This is a genomic window from Mesorhizobium sp. RIZ17 (genome assembly GCF_051127865.1).
In the GTDB taxonomy this organism is placed as follows: Bacteria; Pseudomonadota; Alphaproteobacteria; order Rhizobiales; family Rhizobiaceae; genus Mesorhizobium; species Mesorhizobium humile.
The window spans coordinates 199,211-215,291 of record NZ_CP147861.1; the positions used below are offsets into that span (position 1 = coordinate 199,211).

The following is a 16,081-nucleotide window of genomic DNA, read 5'->3' on the forward strand; positions in this document are numbered from 1 at the left end:
CCCGGTTTCGGGACAAAGACATGCTTAAGATCAAAGACTTAAAGCAGGTTGCGTGAATCCTTTTTCACGCGACCTGCTTTAAGTCGCCTTACCCAAGCGAGCTGATGATCTCGCGATAGGCGAATTCCGGGAATGCCTTCATCGTCCGCGTCTTGACGTTGCCGCCCGACGACAACAGCAGCGCGAAGCGGGCGAGCACCGCATCGTCCGGGGCTTCGACGATGGCGACCATGTCGAATTCGCCCATGGTCAGGTAGAACGATTTGAACGAGCCTCCCATTTCCCCCAGCAGCTTCTTGGCGGCATCGAGCCGTTTGGGCGACTCCCGCACATTCTTGGCGCCCAGTTCGGTCCAGTTGATAAGCACGATGTAGGTTGTCATGGCACACCTCCCTCCGGGGCCACGGTGCGGGCGCCTGGCCATTGACGGCTGGCGTCGGGCGGGCATCCGGCTTGTCGCCCATAAATGCATCCGACCCCGAATTATCCTCCTGTCCAGCGAACCCGGCAAGGCGGCAGGCCGGAAATACAAAAAGGGCGCCGTGGCGCCCTTTCGATTTTCGTATGGATGCGTTTCCGCTCAGCTGTCGAGGAAGCTTCTCAGCTTGCGCGACCGGCTCGGATGCTTGAGCTTGCGCAGCGCCTTGGCCTCGATCTGGCGGATACGCTCGCGGGTGACCGAGAACTGCTGGCCGACTTCTTCCAGCGTGTGGTCGGTGTTCATGCCGATGCCGAAGCGCATGCGCAGAACGCGCTCCTCGCGCGGCGTGAGTGAGGCCAACACGCGCGTCGTCGTCTCGCGCAGATTGGCCTGGATCGCCGCGTCGATCGGCAGGATCGCCATCTTGTCCTCGATGAAGTCGCCCAGATGCGAATCCTCCTCGTCGCCGACCGGCGTTTCGAGCGAGATCGGCTCCTTGGCGATCTTCAGCACCTTGCGCACCTTTTCCAGCGGCATGGCGAGCTTCTCGGCCAGCTCCTCCGGCGTCGGCTCGCGACCGATCTCGTGCAGCATCTGGCGCGAGGTGCGCACGATCTTGTTGATCGTCTCGATCATGTGCACCGGAATGCGGATTGTGCGCGCCTGGTCGGCGATCGAGCGGGTGATGGCCTGCCGGATCCACCAGGTGGCGTAGGTCGAGAACTTGTAGCCGCGGCGGTACTCGAACTTGTCGACCGCCTTCATCAGGCCGATGTTGCCTTCCTGGATGAGATCCAGGAACTGCAGGCCGCGGTTGGTGTATTTCTTGGCGATGGAGATGACCAGGCGAAGGTTCGCCTCGACCATTTCCTTCTTGGCGATCGCGGCTTCGCGCTCGCCCTTCTGCACCTGGTTGACGATCTTGCGGAATTCCAGGATCGAGATCGCCGTTTCGGTGGCGAGGTTCTGGATCTCGGCGCGCAGCTCCTTGATCGCATCCTTCTCGTTCTTGGTGAACTCCTTCCAGCCGCGCGAGGTCAGGTTGGCGATCGAGCGGGTCCAGTTCGGATCGAGCTCGGAGCCCTGATACTCCTTGAGGAATTCCTCGCGGCGCACGCCATAGCTTTCGGCGAGACGCAAGAGCTTGCCCTCGTTCTGCACCAGGCGCTTGTTGATGTCGTAGAGCTGCTCGACCAGCGCCTCGATGCGCGCGGCATTGAGCGACAGCGACTTCACCGCCTTGATCAGCTGATCCTTCAGCTCCTTCAGGCGGCGGTCCTGGCTGGGCGAGAGCGTGCCGGCGGCGGCCAGACGGTTCTCGACCTGCTGGTCCTGCAGCTTCCTGAGCTTCTTGTAGGTGTCGGCGATGACGTCGAGCGTCTCCATTACCTGAGGGCGCAGTTCCGCTTCCATCGCGGCCAGCGACAGGCTCGCCTCGTCCTCGTCGTCTTCCTCTTCCTCAAGCCCGCGCGTGTCGCCGCCGACATTGGTGATGTCGTCTTCTTCCTCGCGCGCCGCCGCGCGGCCGCGCGGCTTCTCTTCGGGCTTGGGCGCTTCCTCGATGCGTTCGACGACAGGCGCCTGCTTGGCTTCGGGGCCGGCATAGGTCGCCTCGAGGTCGATGATCTCGCGCAGCAGGATCTTCGATTCGTTGAGCTCGTCGCGCCAGATGATGATGGCCTGGAAGGTCAGCGGGCTTTCGCACAGGCCCGCGATCATCGTTTCGCGGCCGGCCTCGATGCGCTTGGCGATCGCGATTTCGCCCTCGCGCGACAGAAGCTCGACCGAGCCCATCTCGCGCAGATACATGCGCACCGGATCGTCGGTACGGTCGGTCGGCTCTTTCTTGGCGGGCGTCGCGGCGACGGCGGTGCCGGTCTGCTCGGCGAGTTCGTTGGCGTCTTCCTCTGCGTCGGCGGCCGGCTCGGCTTCGGTCTCTTCACCCTGCTCGTCGTCCTCGACGACGTTGATGCCCATGTCACTGAGCATCGCATTGATGTCTTCGATCCGGTCCGGATCCGTCTCTTCAGAGGGGAGCACCGCGTTTAGCTCGTCGAGCGTGACATAGCCGCGCTTCTTCGCGGCCTTGATCATCTTCTTGACAGCATCGTCGGAAAGGTCGAGCAGAGGGCCATCGGTGGCGCCTTCGCGTTCGGTCTCGACCTCTTCCTTTTCCTTTGTCGCCATTCTTTGTCGTCTCCAAGCGGCCGAATATCGAGGCCGCGTAAACTGTCGGACCGGTTAGGCCTGATGCGCTCGCACCGGAACGCTTTTTACCGGCCCGGCAACCGCGTCATCTCTTTTGTTTTGTGCATCTCGTTTGCCCCAAACCGGTTTCCACTTTTGGGCGACATGCATTAAGTCCAGATTAACCCTGATATCTGGAGCAGGCGTTTTGCCTGTCCAGCCGTCACCGGCACCTCACATCGCTCGAATTTCCCGCCGATGCCGGGGCACGGTTAACGTTTCGAATCGTCCTGATTCCGCCAATCTGCCAGAAGGTCAAGCGCCTCTGGCATGATTCGCATGAAAAAAGCGAATCAATTACCCGACTTAGAAGCGTCGATTCGACGCGCTGCGCATTTCCACTTCACTTCCAATGGCTGGTGTCCGGCCCTAAACGCGGCCAACCCTGCCCGATGAAACGCCGAACCCTTCGATCAGCGCTTCCGTTGCCTGCACATCGTTGAATTGCGCTTGAATCTCGATGAGATGCCGGAAGTTTTCATCCGAAGGGTCTGCATCGAGCGCTGCTTGCGCCTGTTTCAGCTCTCTATGTAATGTGCGGGCGCTGCGCTGCAAGTGCAGCGCCTGGTTGAAGGCGTCGCGGGCATCGTCGAGCGCTGCGGTCTCCAGCGCCGGCCACTGCCGCGCGCGCTTGATCAGCTCCACCGCCCGCTCCCAGATGCCGCCGCAGCCGGCGCGCTCGATGGTCGCGATGACCGCGCCGCGCTCATCAGCCGCGTCATGCGCCATGGCGTCGAGAATGGCCGCGTGGAGTTTTCGCAAATCCGAATTGGCCAGGTCAAGGAATTCGACATGCGCGAAATTCTCGTCGATCAGCGCCGGATGGTTGACCAGAGCCACGATGATCGTCGCCTCGCGCACCGACATGCCCTCGCCGCCGCGCTTGACCAGCGCCGACTGTCCAAGGCTTTCTGTGATCGCGATGCGGCCGCCTCCGCCCTTGGCGAACTGTCCGCCGGGCGCCGTGGCCTTGCCCTGGCCGCGCTCTCCCGGCCGGCCGCCATCCTTACGACCCTGTCTGGCCTCGCGTTGGGAGCCGAAGAAGCTCCGCACCCGCTCGCGCATCACCTGTTGATATTCGTAGCGCACACTCTCGTCGCGGATACGGCTGGCGAGTTCACCCAGCCTCTTTCCCAGCTCGGCGCGCCGCTCCGGCGTTTCGAAGACGCCACCGGCGGTCTCCCGCATCCACAGAAGGTCGACAAGCGGCCGCGCCTCCGCCAACACAGTTCGAAAAGCGTCCGACCCCTCGGCCTTGACCAGATCGTCGGGGTCCTTGCCTTCCGGCAGCAGCGCAAAACGAGCCGAGCGCCCGACCTGCACCGAAGGCAGGGCCAGATCGGCCGCCCGCCACGCCGCTTTCAGCCCGGCCTTGTCGCCGTCGAAGCAAAGCACCGGCTCCGGCGCCATGCGCCACAGAAGCTCGAGCTGGTTTTCGGTGAGCGCCGTGCCGAGCGGCGCCACGGCGTTCTCGAAGCCGGCCTGGGCCAGCGCGATCACGTCCATATAGCCTTCGACCGCGATCACCGTGCCGCCTTTTGCCAAGGCTTTGCGGGCGCGCGCGAAATTGTAGAGCACATTGCCCTTGTGGAAGAGCTCCGTCTCCGGCGAGTTCATGTATTTGGCGAGCGCATCGGGCGCCAAGGCCCGCCCGCCGAAGGCGATGATCTTGCCGCGCGAATCCGGGATCGGGAACATGATGCGGTCGCGGAACCAGTCATAGGAGACCGGAATGTCGTCGCCATGCCGCACCAGGCCGCAGGCCTCGATGTCGGCCTTCGGCACGCCCTTGGCGGCGAGATGTTCCTTGAGCGCGTTGCGACTGTCGGGCGCATAGCCCAGCCGGAAGGATTGCTGCGTCGCCGGCGTCAGTCCGCGGTCGCGCAGATACGCGCGGGCTTTGGCACCGTCGGCGCTCTGCAGCCTGTCCTGGAAGAAGGCGGTCGCCATTTCCATGACGTCGGTCAGGCTGGCGCGTTCCTTCTCGCGCCGTTCCTCCCGTTCGTCCCGCACCGGCATCGGCACGCCGGCCATCTCGGCGATCTTCTCGACCGCCTCGGGAAAACTCATGCCGTCGAGCTCGGTGAGAAATTTGAAATGGTCGCCCGAAACCGAGCAGCCGAAGCAGTGATAGCGGCCCTTCTTGTCCTCGCAATGGAAGGACGGGCTTTTCTCGCCGTGGAACGGACAGCAGGCCCAGTAGTCGCCGCGCGACGCGTTGGTCTTCTTCCTGTCCCATGCGACGCGCGTGCCGATGACCTGCGAAATCGGCACGCGGTCGCGTATCTCGTCGAGGAAGGCGGGCGGAAAGCGCATCGGGAAAGCTCGTTTGCCCTCCATATAATCAAGCCGCCCGGGCACGGCGACTCTGTCTCACTCATCGTACCCGCTTTTCACAGACGAAAAGAAGGCGGCCAGGCGGCCGCCTTCTGAATTTCCGGATTGCGGCGGATTACTGCGCGGCGATTGCACCGAAGATGATGCCGGAGAGGATGCTGACCAGCACATAGTCGTTGCCGACGCGGATCCACTCCTGGCCGGGGCCGGGACGGCGCAGGCCGTAGCGGTTCCAGTCGCGGACCGGCTGGTGGCGCTTCCAGTTGGAGTATCTCTGGCCGTTGCGCCAATGGCTGCGCTTCACCACCTTCTTCTTGACGATGACGCGCTTGTCGACATGCCGGTCGGGCTTCTGCCAGTCGACCTGCGTGTAATTCGACCGCGGCGCGCTCGGCTGGGCGAGCGGCGCGGCCTGGCCGGTGAAGGCCGAAGCGGCCAGCATCGAGGCGGTGACGGCGCAAAGTATGAGACGCTTCATGGTCAGTACTCCTTGTTGTCGATAGGCAGAGGAGTAGCCGCCGATGGATGAACTGAAACTGAACATGAGAATTACAATTCTGTAATGGTTTCCGATGCTTGCGCAGACTGCTTCAACAAGATTCCGGATCACGCCCGGCCCTGCCGTCCAGGTGTCGCTTCATTCCGGGCGAAGCGTCGTCGCGCGGCCCGCGCAACCAATGCGCTCCGCGCTCATTTCCGACATGGCGCGTCGAGCAAAGGCTATCATCGCATCAGAAAAATCTATTATTCGGCTAATCTTAACTGGTATATTTCCAGGCCACGATATGGCTAAGATTCGCATCCCTCTCCGCGTCGCCGGAGCCGCCCCGCGAGGTCGGCCATGAGCGGCTCCGTCGTCCTCTTGCACCTTGCCGGCGCGGTGGCGCTGATGCTGTTCGCCACCCGCATGGTGAAGACAGGCGTCGAGCGCGCCTATGGCGACGTGCTGCGCCATAGGCTGCGCGCCACCATGCGCAATCCGATCATGGCGGTGCTGGCCGGCTGTGGGCTGGCGGTCGCGCTGCAGAGCTCGACCGCGGTGACGCTGCTGGTCGGCTCCTTCGCCGGCGCCGGCATCGTTTCGGGCGCCGCCGGACAATTGGCGGTGCGCGGCGCCGAGATCGGTTCGGCGCTGGTCGCCAAGCTGCTCACCTTCGACCTCACGCTTTTGGTGCCGCTCTGCCTGATCGCGGGCACGGTCATGTTCATGGCCACCGAGCGGCGCGACTGGCGCCAGTTGGGCCGTATCCTGATCGGTGTCGGCCTGCTGATCCTGTCGCTGGAGATGATCGGTCAGGCGTCGGAGCCGCTGCGCAACAGCCAGTTGATGCCGCTGATCATCAATTATTTCTCGGGCGATTCCATCACCACCTATCTCCTGGCCGCGCTGGTCACCTGGCTGTTCCAGTCGAGCATCGCCGCGGTGCTCTTGATGGCGACGCTGGCGGGCCGCGGGCTGATCACGCCGGAACTCGGCGTGGTGCTGGTGCTTGGCGTCAACCTTGGCTCGTCGCTGATCGCGCCGATGCTGACGCGGTCGGCGCCACCGGAAGTGCGCGTCGTGCCGATCGGCAACCTTTTGATGCGCGGCCTCGGCTCGCTGATCATGCTGGTCCTGATCATGACCTTCAAGCCGGATGTCGCCTTCCTCGGCAAGACCGCGCCGGATCAGATCGTCAACGCCCACATCCTGTTCAACGTGCTGATCCTGCTGGCCGGACTGCCGCTGGCCGGGCTCGTCTACCGCGCTTCCGAAAAGATCGTGGCGCTGGGCAGCGAGCCGCAACCGGCCGCCGCGCTCGAGGTCGTCGAGCTGTCGGCGCTGAACGAGAGCGCCCTCGATACGCCGAGCCAGGCGCTGGCCAACGCGACGCGCGAAGTGGTGCGGGTCTGCGAGACGGTCGAGATCATGCTGAAGCGCATCATCGAGCTTTACGAGGATGCCGACCCCGCCAAGATCAAGGCGCTTGCCGCGCTCGACGACCGCGTCGACAGGAAGCACGCCGCGATCAAGCTCTATCTCGCCAAGATCACCAGGAATCCGCTGAGCGAGGACGAGGCATTGCGGTGCCAGGAACTGATCGGCGCCTGCGTCAAGCTGGAGCAGGTCGGCGACATCATCGTGCGCAACATGCTGGTGCATGTCAGGAAGAAGCTGGAGCGCGGCCTGGAGTTCACCCCCGAAGGCTGGCAGGAGCTTTGCGCCTTCCATTCCTCGGTGCTCGCCAATGCGCGGCTCGCCTTCAACGTGCTGGTCTCGCGCGATCCGGAAACCGCCAGGCAACTGGTGCTGGAAAAGGACCTGCTGCGCGAACGCGAGAAGGAAACCAGCGCCAGCCATTTCCTGCGCCTGCGCGAAGGTACCGCCAAGAGCGTCGAGACGAGCTCGATCCACCTCGACACCATCCGCGACCTGAAGCAGATCAACTCGCTGCTCGCCTCGATCGCCTACCCGGTGCTCGAGGAGCGAGGCCTGCTTGGCGGCTCGCGGCTGAAGGCGAGCTAGGGCAATTCCAGGAAAAGTGTGAAGCGGTTTTCCGTCCGGAATTGCGCAAAACAAAAAGGCGGTTGACCGGTTTTTGTGAGACGGTCAACCGCTATCGAAGGCAGCCGGAAAAATTAGTCTTTGCTCATCCTCGCTTGCGTCGGCTAAGGATCGCCTGAGGACCTGTTGGGAGGACGATCCGTCGATGGACACGCATTCGCGCAGCTTCGCCAAGGCGCTTTCCTGGCGCGCCACCGGCACGATCGACACGATGATCATATCCCTGGTGGTCACCGGCAGCATCAAGCTCGCGGCCACCATCGGGCTCACCGAAGTCGTCACCAAGTCGCTGCTCTATTACCTGCATGAACGGGCCTGGCTGAAGATCCCCTACGGGCGCAAAACGGCGGCATAGTCGCGGCGACAGGCCGGTTCTGATCGGTCCAGTCAAGAAAAGCTAAAGCGCCATCGCCAATTTCTGCATTGCCGCGCCCGCCCGGGCGTGGTTTGAGGCATGCATTCCTCGCTTATGTTTTGAACCATGCTGCCGCTGATTGCCCTTTTCCTTGCCGCCTTCGCCTTCGGCACCACCGAATTCGTCATCGCCGGCGTGCTGCCGGAGGTGGCGCAGGGCCTTGGCGTTTCGGTGCCGACCGCCGGTTATCTCGTCTCGGGCTATGCCTGCGGCATTGCCATTGGCGGCCCGCTCTTGGCTTTGGCCACTGGCAAGGTCTCGCGCAAGACGCTGCTGATCGGGCTGACGATCGCCTTTACCCTTGGCCAGGTGGCCTGCGCGCTGGCCCCCGATTTCACCTCGATGCTCCTGCTGCGTATCGCAACCGCGGTGGCGCATGGCTGCTATTTCGGCGTCGCCATGGTGGTTGCGGTCAGCCTGGTGCGCGAGGACCAGCGCGGCCGTGCGGTCGCGGTCATCCTCTCGGGATTGACGGTTTCCAATATCATCGGCGTGCCAGTGGGCACGGCGATCGGCAGCCTGTGGGGTTGGCGCGCGACCTTCTGGGTGATGGGCGCATTGGGCATCATCGCGATCGTCGCCATGCTGGCGCTGCTGCCGCGCACGGCGGGCGCCGCCAACCGGCCGGCCGGGCTGGCGCGCGAAGTTCGTGTGCTCGGCCGCCAGCAGGTCTGGACGTCGCTGATCCTGATGCTGATGCTGATGATCGGCCAGTTCGCGCTGTTCACCTACATCACGCCGATGCTGCTCGAAGTCACGGGCCTCGACGAGAGCCTGATCCCCCTTGTGCTTTTGCTCAACGGCGTCGGCGCCACGATCGGCGTCCTGGTCGGCGGTAAGCTCGCCGACTGGAAGCTGATGCCCTCGCTGATCGTCATGCTTGCCCTGCAGGCGGTGGCGCTTGGCGTCATCCATCTCGTCAGCCCCTACCCGGTGCCGATGGTCGTCGCCATCGTCATTTGGGGCGGTCTCAACTTCGCCATCGGCGCGCCGATCCAGACGCGCATCCTCGCCTGGACGGCCGATGCCTCCAACCTTGCCTCCTCGCTGATCCCGTCCGGCTTCAATGTCGGCATCGCGCTGGCCGCCTCGCTGGGCGCGGCTATGCTCAATGCCGGCTACGGCTATCGCAGCCTGCCGCTGGCCGGCGCCCTGGCCATGCTTGTGGCGGTGGTGGTGGCTGCCGCCTCGCAGGCCTGGGAATGGCGCAGCCGGGCGACGCCGCCGCTGCCCGCGGCGGCCGAGTAACAGGCCGCCAAGCTTTCAATTTGCTGCCTCAGACCTTCGGTCGCGAGGAGTCTGGCGCTCCCGAAAGGATGGAGGCCAGGCTTTCAAGGCCTTCCTTCAACCGTTCGCGGTTGGGCGTGGCGCCCAGCGCCAGGCGGAAGCCGTTGGGAAACTCCTGCCCGGCGGCAAACTCTTCCGCCGGGCTGATGGCGAGCCCTCGGCGACGGGCGATGTCGGCGAGTTCTGCGGAGCGCAACTGGCTCGCCAGCGGATACCACAGATGCAGGCCGGACTCCGATGCCACAAAACCCTTGGGCAGGATGCTGCGCGCGATCTCCTGCCTGGCCTGCGCTTCAGTGCGCACGGCGGCGGCGATTTCCCCGGCAAGACCGCTGCGCAGCCATTCGCAGGCGAGGCCCGTCATCAGCGGCGGCGCCATCATCGTCGTGCCGCGTATCGCAGCCGCGATCCGCTCGGCGGCCAGCGGGTCAGGGGCCGCCAGGAAGGCCGTGCGCAGGAAAGGCGAGATGCATTTCGCCAATGTCGCGACATGGAAAGTCCGCTTCGGCGTCAGGTTTAAAAAGGCCGGTGGAGGGCCTGCCAGCAACCTTCTGTAGGGATCGTCCTCGATGACGGTCAGCTCGAGCTTGTCGGCCATGCGGACGAGTTCCCGCCGCCGGCCTTCGGGCATGACGGATGCGGTCGGATTTTGAAGCGTCGGATTGAGGTAGAGGACACGGGCGCCATGCCGCCGCGCCGCCTCTTCGAGGTCGTCCGGCCGCATACCCTCGCCGTCGTTTGCGACAGCAGCGAGCTTGCGTCGCGCGGCTCCGGCCAGCGCGATCAGCCCGGGATAGGTCAGCGTATCGGCGAGGATCGTATCGCCCTCGCGGCTCTGAGACAGCACGACGGCCGTGAGCAACGCCTGCGCGCCCGATCCGACAACGACCCTGTCAACCGGCGGCCTGTCCCCCGCTTCGGCGAGCCACAACGAGCCGACGGCGCGCTCCACGGGCGAGCCCGGACCGGGATGGTAGGAAAGCAGCGCTTCGGCGCTGGAGCGCTTGAGCAACCCCTCGATCCCCGTCCTGATCAAGGTCGGCAGGTTGAGACCGACGGGTGCCGGCGGAATGTTCATGCTGAGATCGAGGACAGGCTCTTCCGGTTCGCCTGGCGTGACGAAGGTGCCCCGGCCCGCCGTCGCGTCGATAAGGTTCCTGCGCCGGGCTTCTGAAAACGCCCGCGTGACGGTCGTGAGGTCGACCCCCAGCGACCGGGCGAGTTCCCGCTGCGGCGGCAACCTGTCCCCGGGCTGCAACCGGCCGTTCGAGCGGGCATCCGCGAGCGCCTCGACGATCTTCAGATAGACCGGTCGCGGCCCTGTCTCCAGGACCGGGAGCCAGCCGATGTCGCTTTCGCCGGTCACTTATCACCAATCCATACATTTTGTCGCATTGTATGCATACAAGTATGATATATGTATGCATGCGAGACCTCAAGGCCAGGCTGGGCCTCACGCGAGGTCCGTTGGAGCGACGATCATGGAAGACCTTGCACATTATCCACGTCTGATACCTTGGCAGGTAGGGATCCGGGGCCGCTGCCCGCGTTGCGGAGAGGGCCACCTGTTCGAGGGGTTCTTGAAGCTGGCTCCGAAATGCGATGTCTGCGGGCTCGACTATTCCTTTGCCGATCCCGCCGACGGCCCGGCCTTCTTCGTCATCTGCTTTGCCTGTGTGCCTTCGGTGCTGTTCGCCGTCTGGGCGCAGGTGACTTTCGAGCCCTCCATGTGGTTCCACGCCTTCGTTTCGATCCCGATCGTTCTGGCGACTTGCATCCCGCCGCTGAGGCCACTCAAAGGCTGGCTCGTGGCAAGCCAGTTCTACCACAAGGCGGAAGAAGGACGGCTGGCCAGGCCCGGCGAGTAACCTTCAAAGGTCGATGCGGAACTTGAGGCTCTCCGCGCCACCATAGGCGGCATCCTCGAAGAAATGGCCGGCAAGCCTGCCGCCATTGGCCGTGATGACCTTGTGCGAAGCCGGATTGCCCGGCTTCGCGGTGATCTCGACATAATCGAGCCCGACCGCCCTCGCCTCGTCCAGCATCAGCCGCAGCGCTTCAGTGGCATAGCCCCGGTTCCGCTTCCACGGCACCACCGCATAGCCGATATGGCCAAGCACATGCGAGGGCAGCGCCGACGTGCCCTTCTGCCAGCGAAAGCCGATCGAGCCGGCAGCCTCGCCATCCCAGAGCCAGCGCCGGAAGCCAGGCAGCCGCGCGACCTTGGTGCCGTCGGGCAAGGTGATGGGCGGCCCCTTCGCTTCGGGGTCGTCAAGGCTGGCGAGAAAGGCGACAGGATCTTCCTCGATCGCCTCGAGCTGCTCGCGCGTAGCTTCGAGGAGCCGCACATTGTCGGGCGACCACCCGCGCTCCAGCGCCGCCTTGTAGGAAGGCAAATGCTCGAGCGCCGGTCTGACGATTTCGATCATGGTTCGTTTCCTGTCATGGCCCGCATAGCCGCGAGACGGATCGCCCTCAAGTCGCGTGAAACCGGATTTCGCCCTTGTTCAGGAAACAGGCCTTGTCGAACAGCGACAGGTCGATCGGGTTCGGCAGCCGGATATCGCCGATATCCGGGACCGGTTTCCCGGAGGAATCAAAGGACCTGTCGACCTGCGAGATGAAGACCAGCACCAGTCCCCGTTCCCTGGCAAACGCCTTCAAGGCGCGGATCTGGACCATGAGCTCGGGATTCTCCCGCTTCTGGTCGAGCAGTTGTAGATAGTCGATGACCGCCAGTGTGCCGCGCGGCGCCGACCGCAACGTCTCGATGACGTAGTCGGCGCTGATCGCGTCGGAATTGTCGAAGTCGAACTGATGGTCGAAGGCGGCCGGGTCGATCCCGATGTCGCGGAACCGGTCCAGGATGTCGGCGTGCATGTATTCCAGGGTGAAGAAGACGGCGCGATTGCCTTGCTTCATGGCCGCCACGGCGAGCTCGAGGCTCATCAGCGTCTTGCCCTGGCCCGGCCGCGCCGCCACGAGAACCATGTCGCCGGGCAGCAGCCGCGCCAACAGGGTGCCGGCGGGCTTGACGTCGGCGGCTTTCGCCGCAAGCAGGCTCCAACTGCCAAAACCTTCTTCACCGGCAATGCGGTCGAGTGCCGTATGGAGTGGAACATTTTCCCGTCGGGACAGCAGCCTCGCCTGGCGCTTCAGACGATAGACGGGTGCGGAAAGCCGCATCGAAAAACCTCCTGCCGCGAGCAGTCTCGACAACCCCTCCTTATGCCTGGCGCTCGAACAGTTGGTCGGGTGACGGATTGCCCTGCATGAACGATGCTTCCCGATGGAGGGAGGGAGGAGGCGTGGGCGCGCCGGAATCAGATCATAGCGCAATCGAAGCGGTCCGAAAATCCAACCTGCAAAAGGCGTCGCTGAACTAGAAGTGTTTCGCCGATCGATGCAAGACCTTCTATGATCGGCCCGTATGATTCACGGGTGCGAGACATTTCGACAGGAGGGGCAAACCGGTGCGGTTGAGATCTGTTCCGCTGGGCGCGGCCATCTTTTGTCTTGTTGCGATTCTCGCCGCCTTGACGGCGTCCGTCAGCTCGTTCGCGGCCTTGCGACCGTCGACCGTTCCCGACTGGCTGCAGCGCCATGTCGGCGACGGCGAGGGCCAGATTTCGCAGGTCGTTCTGGAGCGGGCGCGCGCGCTCTACCAGAAGAAGGTCAGCGATGGCTCGGTCAGCAACCCCTGCTATTTCGCCATGGACGCGACGCGTCCCGGCGATTTGGGCAACAGCGTGCTCGGCCAGCGCTATTACGTCATCTGCGAAGCCAAGCAGCTTTTCCGCGCGGTTTCCTCGGGGCATGGCGGCGGCCGCAACCTGAAAGGGGTCGCCGATTTCTCAAACGGCCGGCGTTGCGCGAAGAACTTCGGCAACGCGATGGACTCCGAGCTGACGGCCGGCGGCGCCTATATGACCGCCGAGACCAAGACCTCCTTCAAGGGCTACTACCGCGTCGGCGCGCAGAACGCCGTGTTCATGCGCACTTTCATCCAGTTCGACGGCGAGGGCGAGGCCGCCAATGCCCGGGAGCGCGTCATCGGCGGCCATCCTGCAGCTATTCTGAAGGGCTTGTGCATGCGCAAGAACCCGCAAAGCTCTTACGCCGACCATGACGGTTTTGTCCCGTTCGGCAAGCTGGTGAACTATGCTGGCGGCCGCAGCAACGGCTGCACCAGCTGGTCGCCCGCCGATGCCGAGCAGATCATCCCGATGGTCAAGAACAGCCCGACGACGCTCTACATCTATCCGGAATCGCGCGACATCGCCGCTGTCGTCCGGGCCAAGGCCGCTGGCCAGGCGCTCTCAGGCTCGGCTACCTATTGGAACGCCTCCTGCCTGAAGGAGATCGGCACGCCCAAGTTCTGGCCGAAGAAGACGCTGGAGCCGATCATCGCGCAGTACAAGAAGGACCATCCGGCGCCGCCGCCGCAGCCAGTGCCGATGTGCAAGGACTAAAGCAATTCCAGGAAAAGTGTGTAGCGGTTTTCCGTTCGGAATTGCGTAAAAACAAAAACCTAGAGCGGTTCAGTGATTCCGTGAAACGCTGAACCGCTCTAGGCTGTTGTCTACTGCAGCAGCCCCTTGATGATGGCGCTCGCCTTGGCAAAGTCCATCTGGCCGGCATATTTCTGCTTCAGCGCGCCGATCACCTTGCCCATGTCCTTCTGGCTGGCGGCACCCGTCGCCGCGATCGCCTCGCGCGCGGCGGCCGTGATCGCCGCATCGTCGAGCTGCTTCGGCAGGAAGCCGAGGATGACCTCCATCTCGGCGCGTTCCTTGGCGGCAAGTTCCGGCCGCTTGCCGTCCTCGAATGCCTTGGCCGATTCCTCGCGCTGCTTGGCCATCTTGGACAGGATCTGCAGGATTTCGTCATCGCCCGCCGCCGGCCTGCCGGCGCCGCGATTGACGATGTCGCGGTCGTGGATCGCGGCCTGGATCAGCCGCAACGTTGGCAGGCGATCCTTGTCCTGCGCCTTCATCGCGCTCTTGGTGGATTCGGCGATTTTCTCGCGCATCGTGCTTCTCCTTCGAATGCGGCGGACAATAGCTTTGCCGAACGGGCAAGGCAAATCCTTGCAAGCCGCTGATATTGCTGGACGAAAGCAAATTGTGTCTGGTCTGAGGTCGCGACATTGACCGCTTGGGCGCCTTCCCCTATGTACTCGGTCCTGCATGAGACAATGGAGTCATGTCGCCCAAAAGTGCTTAGCGGTTTTGGGAAAACGACATGACCAACGAGAGTCAACGCGTGGGAGCTGAAATATCCAGCTTGCGCGCCTTGCCGCGAAACGGTCCCGCCGACCGATTGAGGCGACCGACAGGAGTGCCGCCATGGCCACGACCACCGCCCCATGGGCCACCGAAAAGCCGACCGCCCTTCTGGTCCTCGCCGACGGCACGGTGATCGAGGGCCGCGGCCTTGGCGCCACGGGATCGGCCGTTGCGGAAGTGTGCTTCAACACCGCGCTGACCGGCTACGAGGAAATCCTCACCGATCCTTCCTATGCCGGCCAGATCGTCACCTTCACCTTCCCGCATATCGGCAATGTCGGCACCAATGACGAGGATATCGAGGATTTGCATCCAGCCGCCCGCGCGGGCGCTGTCGGCGCCATCTTCAAGGCCAATGTCACCGACCCGTCAAACTATCGCGCAGCCGGTCATCTCGACCAGTGGCTGAAGCGGCGTGGCATTGTCGCGCTGTCCGGCATCGACACCCGCGCACTGACCGTGCTGATCCGCGAGAAGGGCATGCCCAATGCCGTCATCGCGCATGCGCCCGATGGCGTCTTCGACATCGAGGACCTGAAGCGCCAGGCCGCAGCCTGGTCAGGCCTGATCGGCCTCGATCTCGCCAAGGAGGTCACGTCCGGCCAGTCCTCGGTCTGGCGCGAGACGCCTTGGATCTGGAATGAAGGCTATGGCGAGCAGGGCGAGCCTTCGATGCATGTCGTGGCCGTCGACTATGGCGTCAAGCGCAACATCCTGCGCCTGCTGGCGGGCCTCGGCGCCAAGGTCACTGTCGTCCCGGCCAAGACGGGTGCGGACGAGATCCTGGCGATGCAGCCGGACGGCATTTTCCTGTCGAACGGCCCCGGCGACCCGGAAGCGACCGGCGAATATGCCGTGCCGGTGATCCAGAGCCTGTTGAAGACCGACATCCCGGTGTTCGGCATCTGCCTCGGCCATCAGATGCTGGCGCTCGCGCTTGGCGGCAGGACCGAGAAGATGCATCAGGGCCACCATGGCGCCAACCATCCGGTCAAGGACCACACCACCGGCAAGGTCGAGATCGTCTCGATGAACCACGGTTTCGCCGTCGACGCCGACTCGCTGCCCGAAGGCGTCGAGGAAACCCATGTCTCGCTCTTCGACGGCTCGAATTGCGGCATCGCGCTGACCGGCCGGCCGGTGTTCTCGGTCCAGCATCATCCCGAGGCCTCGCCCGGCCCGCAGGATTCGCACTACCTCTTCCGCCGCTTCGTCAACCTGATCCGCGAGCGGCGCGGCGAGGAACCTCTGGCGGAACGTTGACACACTCCGTATGTTAGCTATAATATCGCCGAAATAGAGATATGAGCGGCGATATCCGTGAAGACTATCATCCTCTCGGCAGCCGCGGCTCGTGATCTCGACAATCTACCCGCCGACGTTCGGAATCAGGTATCCGAGGGCCTGATAGGTTACGCGATAAGCGGTCGAGGAGATGTCAAGCGTTTAGCTGGTAGAGATGGCTACAGGCTGCGCATCGGTCGCTACCGAGTTATATTCGATGAGGACCGCGCCACTATCCTGGCGATCTACATAGGAAA

14 protein-coding genes are annotated in these 16,081 nt (G+C 63.7%); 6 read left to right on the plus strand and 8 right to left on the minus strand.

All coding sequences use genetic code 11. The features are described 5' to 3' along the window. Positions 1-88: 88 nt before the first annotated feature. The 4 genes from WDX12_RS01030 to WDX12_RS01045 all read right to left on the minus strand — a co-directional run bounded on the left by WDX12_RS01030 (position 89) and on the right by WDX12_RS01045 (position 5,483). The gene (locus WDX12_RS01030) at positions 89-382 is read right to left on the minus strand and encodes a GYD domain-containing protein (protein ID WP_320293493.1); all 294 of its coding nucleotides are present in this window, start codon (positions 380-382) and stop codon (positions 89-91) included. Positions 383-580: 198 nt separating this feature from the next. Then, positions 581-2,608 (minus strand): RNA polymerase sigma factor RpoD, encoded by a 2,028-nt coding sequence (gene rpoD, locus WDX12_RS01035; RefSeq protein ID WP_320293492.1) that lies wholly within the window; start codon positions 2,606-2,608, stop codon positions 581-583. A gap of 429 nt (positions 2,609-3,037) precedes the next feature. Continuing rightward, positions 3,038-4,984: a DNA primase gene (dnaG, locus tag WDX12_RS01040; protein WP_434723640.1), complete on the minus strand. Its 1,947-nt coding sequence runs from the start codon at positions 4,982-4,984 to the stop codon at positions 3,038-3,040. Between the two features lie 136 nt (positions 4,985-5,120). After that, positions 5,121-5,483, minus strand: a complete 363-nt coding sequence (locus WDX12_RS01045; RefSeq protein WP_320293490.1) for an RcnB family protein — start codon at positions 5,481-5,483, stop codon at positions 5,121-5,123. A 363-nt stretch (positions 5,484-5,846) separates the two neighbouring features. Here WDX12_RS01045 and WDX12_RS01050 point away from each other — a divergent pair, with 363 nt between their 5' ends. From WDX12_RS01050 to WDX12_RS01060, 3 genes are all read left to right on the plus strand, one after another. Next, positions 5,847-7,511 (plus strand): Na/Pi cotransporter family protein, encoded by a 1,665-nt coding sequence (locus WDX12_RS01050; protein ID WP_434723641.1) that lies wholly within the window; start codon positions 5,847-5,849, stop codon positions 7,509-7,511. Positions 7,512-7,695: 184 nt separating this feature from the next. Then, complete coding sequence (locus tag WDX12_RS01055; RefSeq protein WP_095766624.1) at positions 7,696-7,905, plus strand: DUF2061 domain-containing protein; 210 nt, start codon at positions 7,696-7,698, stop codon at positions 7,903-7,905. Positions 7,906-8,031: 126 nt separating this feature from the next. After that, positions 8,032-9,213, plus strand: a complete 1,182-nt coding sequence (locus tag WDX12_RS01060; protein ID WP_434723642.1) for an MFS transporter — start codon at positions 8,032-8,034, stop codon at positions 9,211-9,213. Between the two features lie 28 nt (positions 9,214-9,241). Here the strand turns inward: WDX12_RS01060 and WDX12_RS01065 are convergent, their stop codons facing one another. After that, complete coding sequence (locus WDX12_RS01065; protein WP_434723643.1) at positions 9,242-10,618, minus strand: PLP-dependent aminotransferase family protein; 1,377 nt, start codon at positions 10,616-10,618, stop codon at positions 9,242-9,244. 115 nt (positions 10,619-10,733) lie between these two features. Between WDX12_RS01065 and WDX12_RS01070 the strand changes: the two genes are divergently transcribed. Further along, positions 10,734-11,120: a DUF983 domain-containing protein gene (locus tag WDX12_RS01070; RefSeq protein WP_140804369.1), complete on the plus strand. Its 387-nt coding sequence runs from the start codon at positions 10,734-10,736 to the stop codon at positions 11,118-11,120. A 3-nt stretch (positions 11,121-11,123) separates the two neighbouring features. Here the strand turns inward: WDX12_RS01070 and WDX12_RS01075 are convergent, their stop codons facing one another. Both WDX12_RS01075 and WDX12_RS01080 read right to left on the minus strand, forming a co-directional pair. Next, entirely contained in the window at positions 11,124-11,681 is a 558-nt protein-coding gene (locus WDX12_RS01075) for a GNAT family N-acetyltransferase (RefSeq protein WP_434723644.1), read from the minus strand. A gap of 46 nt (positions 11,682-11,727) precedes the next feature. Then, positions 11,728-12,438 carry a DNA helicase gene (locus WDX12_RS01080; RefSeq protein ID WP_434725755.1) on the minus strand — a complete coding sequence of 237 codons (711 nt, stop codon included), beginning with the start codon at positions 12,436-12,438 and terminating at the stop codon, positions 11,728-11,730. 287 nt (positions 12,439-12,725) lie between these two features. Between WDX12_RS01080 and WDX12_RS01085 the strand changes: the two genes are divergently transcribed. Next, positions 12,726-13,724 (plus strand): hypothetical protein, encoded by a 999-nt coding sequence (locus WDX12_RS01085; RefSeq protein WP_434723645.1) that lies wholly within the window; start codon positions 12,726-12,728, stop codon positions 13,722-13,724. Between the two features lie 110 nt (positions 13,725-13,834). On the opposite strand, the gene WDX12_RS01090 is transcribed toward WDX12_RS01085, so the two are convergent. Beyond that, on the minus strand, positions 13,835-14,284 hold the full coding sequence (locus WDX12_RS01090; RefSeq protein WP_320293482.1) for a GatB/YqeY domain-containing protein: 450 nt from the start codon (positions 14,282-14,284) through the stop codon (positions 13,835-13,837). Between the two features lie 316 nt (positions 14,285-14,600). Between WDX12_RS01090 and carA the strand changes: the two genes are divergently transcribed. Next, positions 14,601-15,803 carry a glutamine-hydrolyzing carbamoyl-phosphate synthase small subunit gene (carA, locus tag WDX12_RS01095; RefSeq protein ID WP_434723646.1) on the plus strand — a complete coding sequence of 401 codons (1,203 nt, stop codon included), beginning with the start codon at positions 14,601-14,603 and terminating at the stop codon, positions 15,801-15,803. The last annotated feature ends 278 nt before the right edge of the window (positions 15,804-16,081 follow it).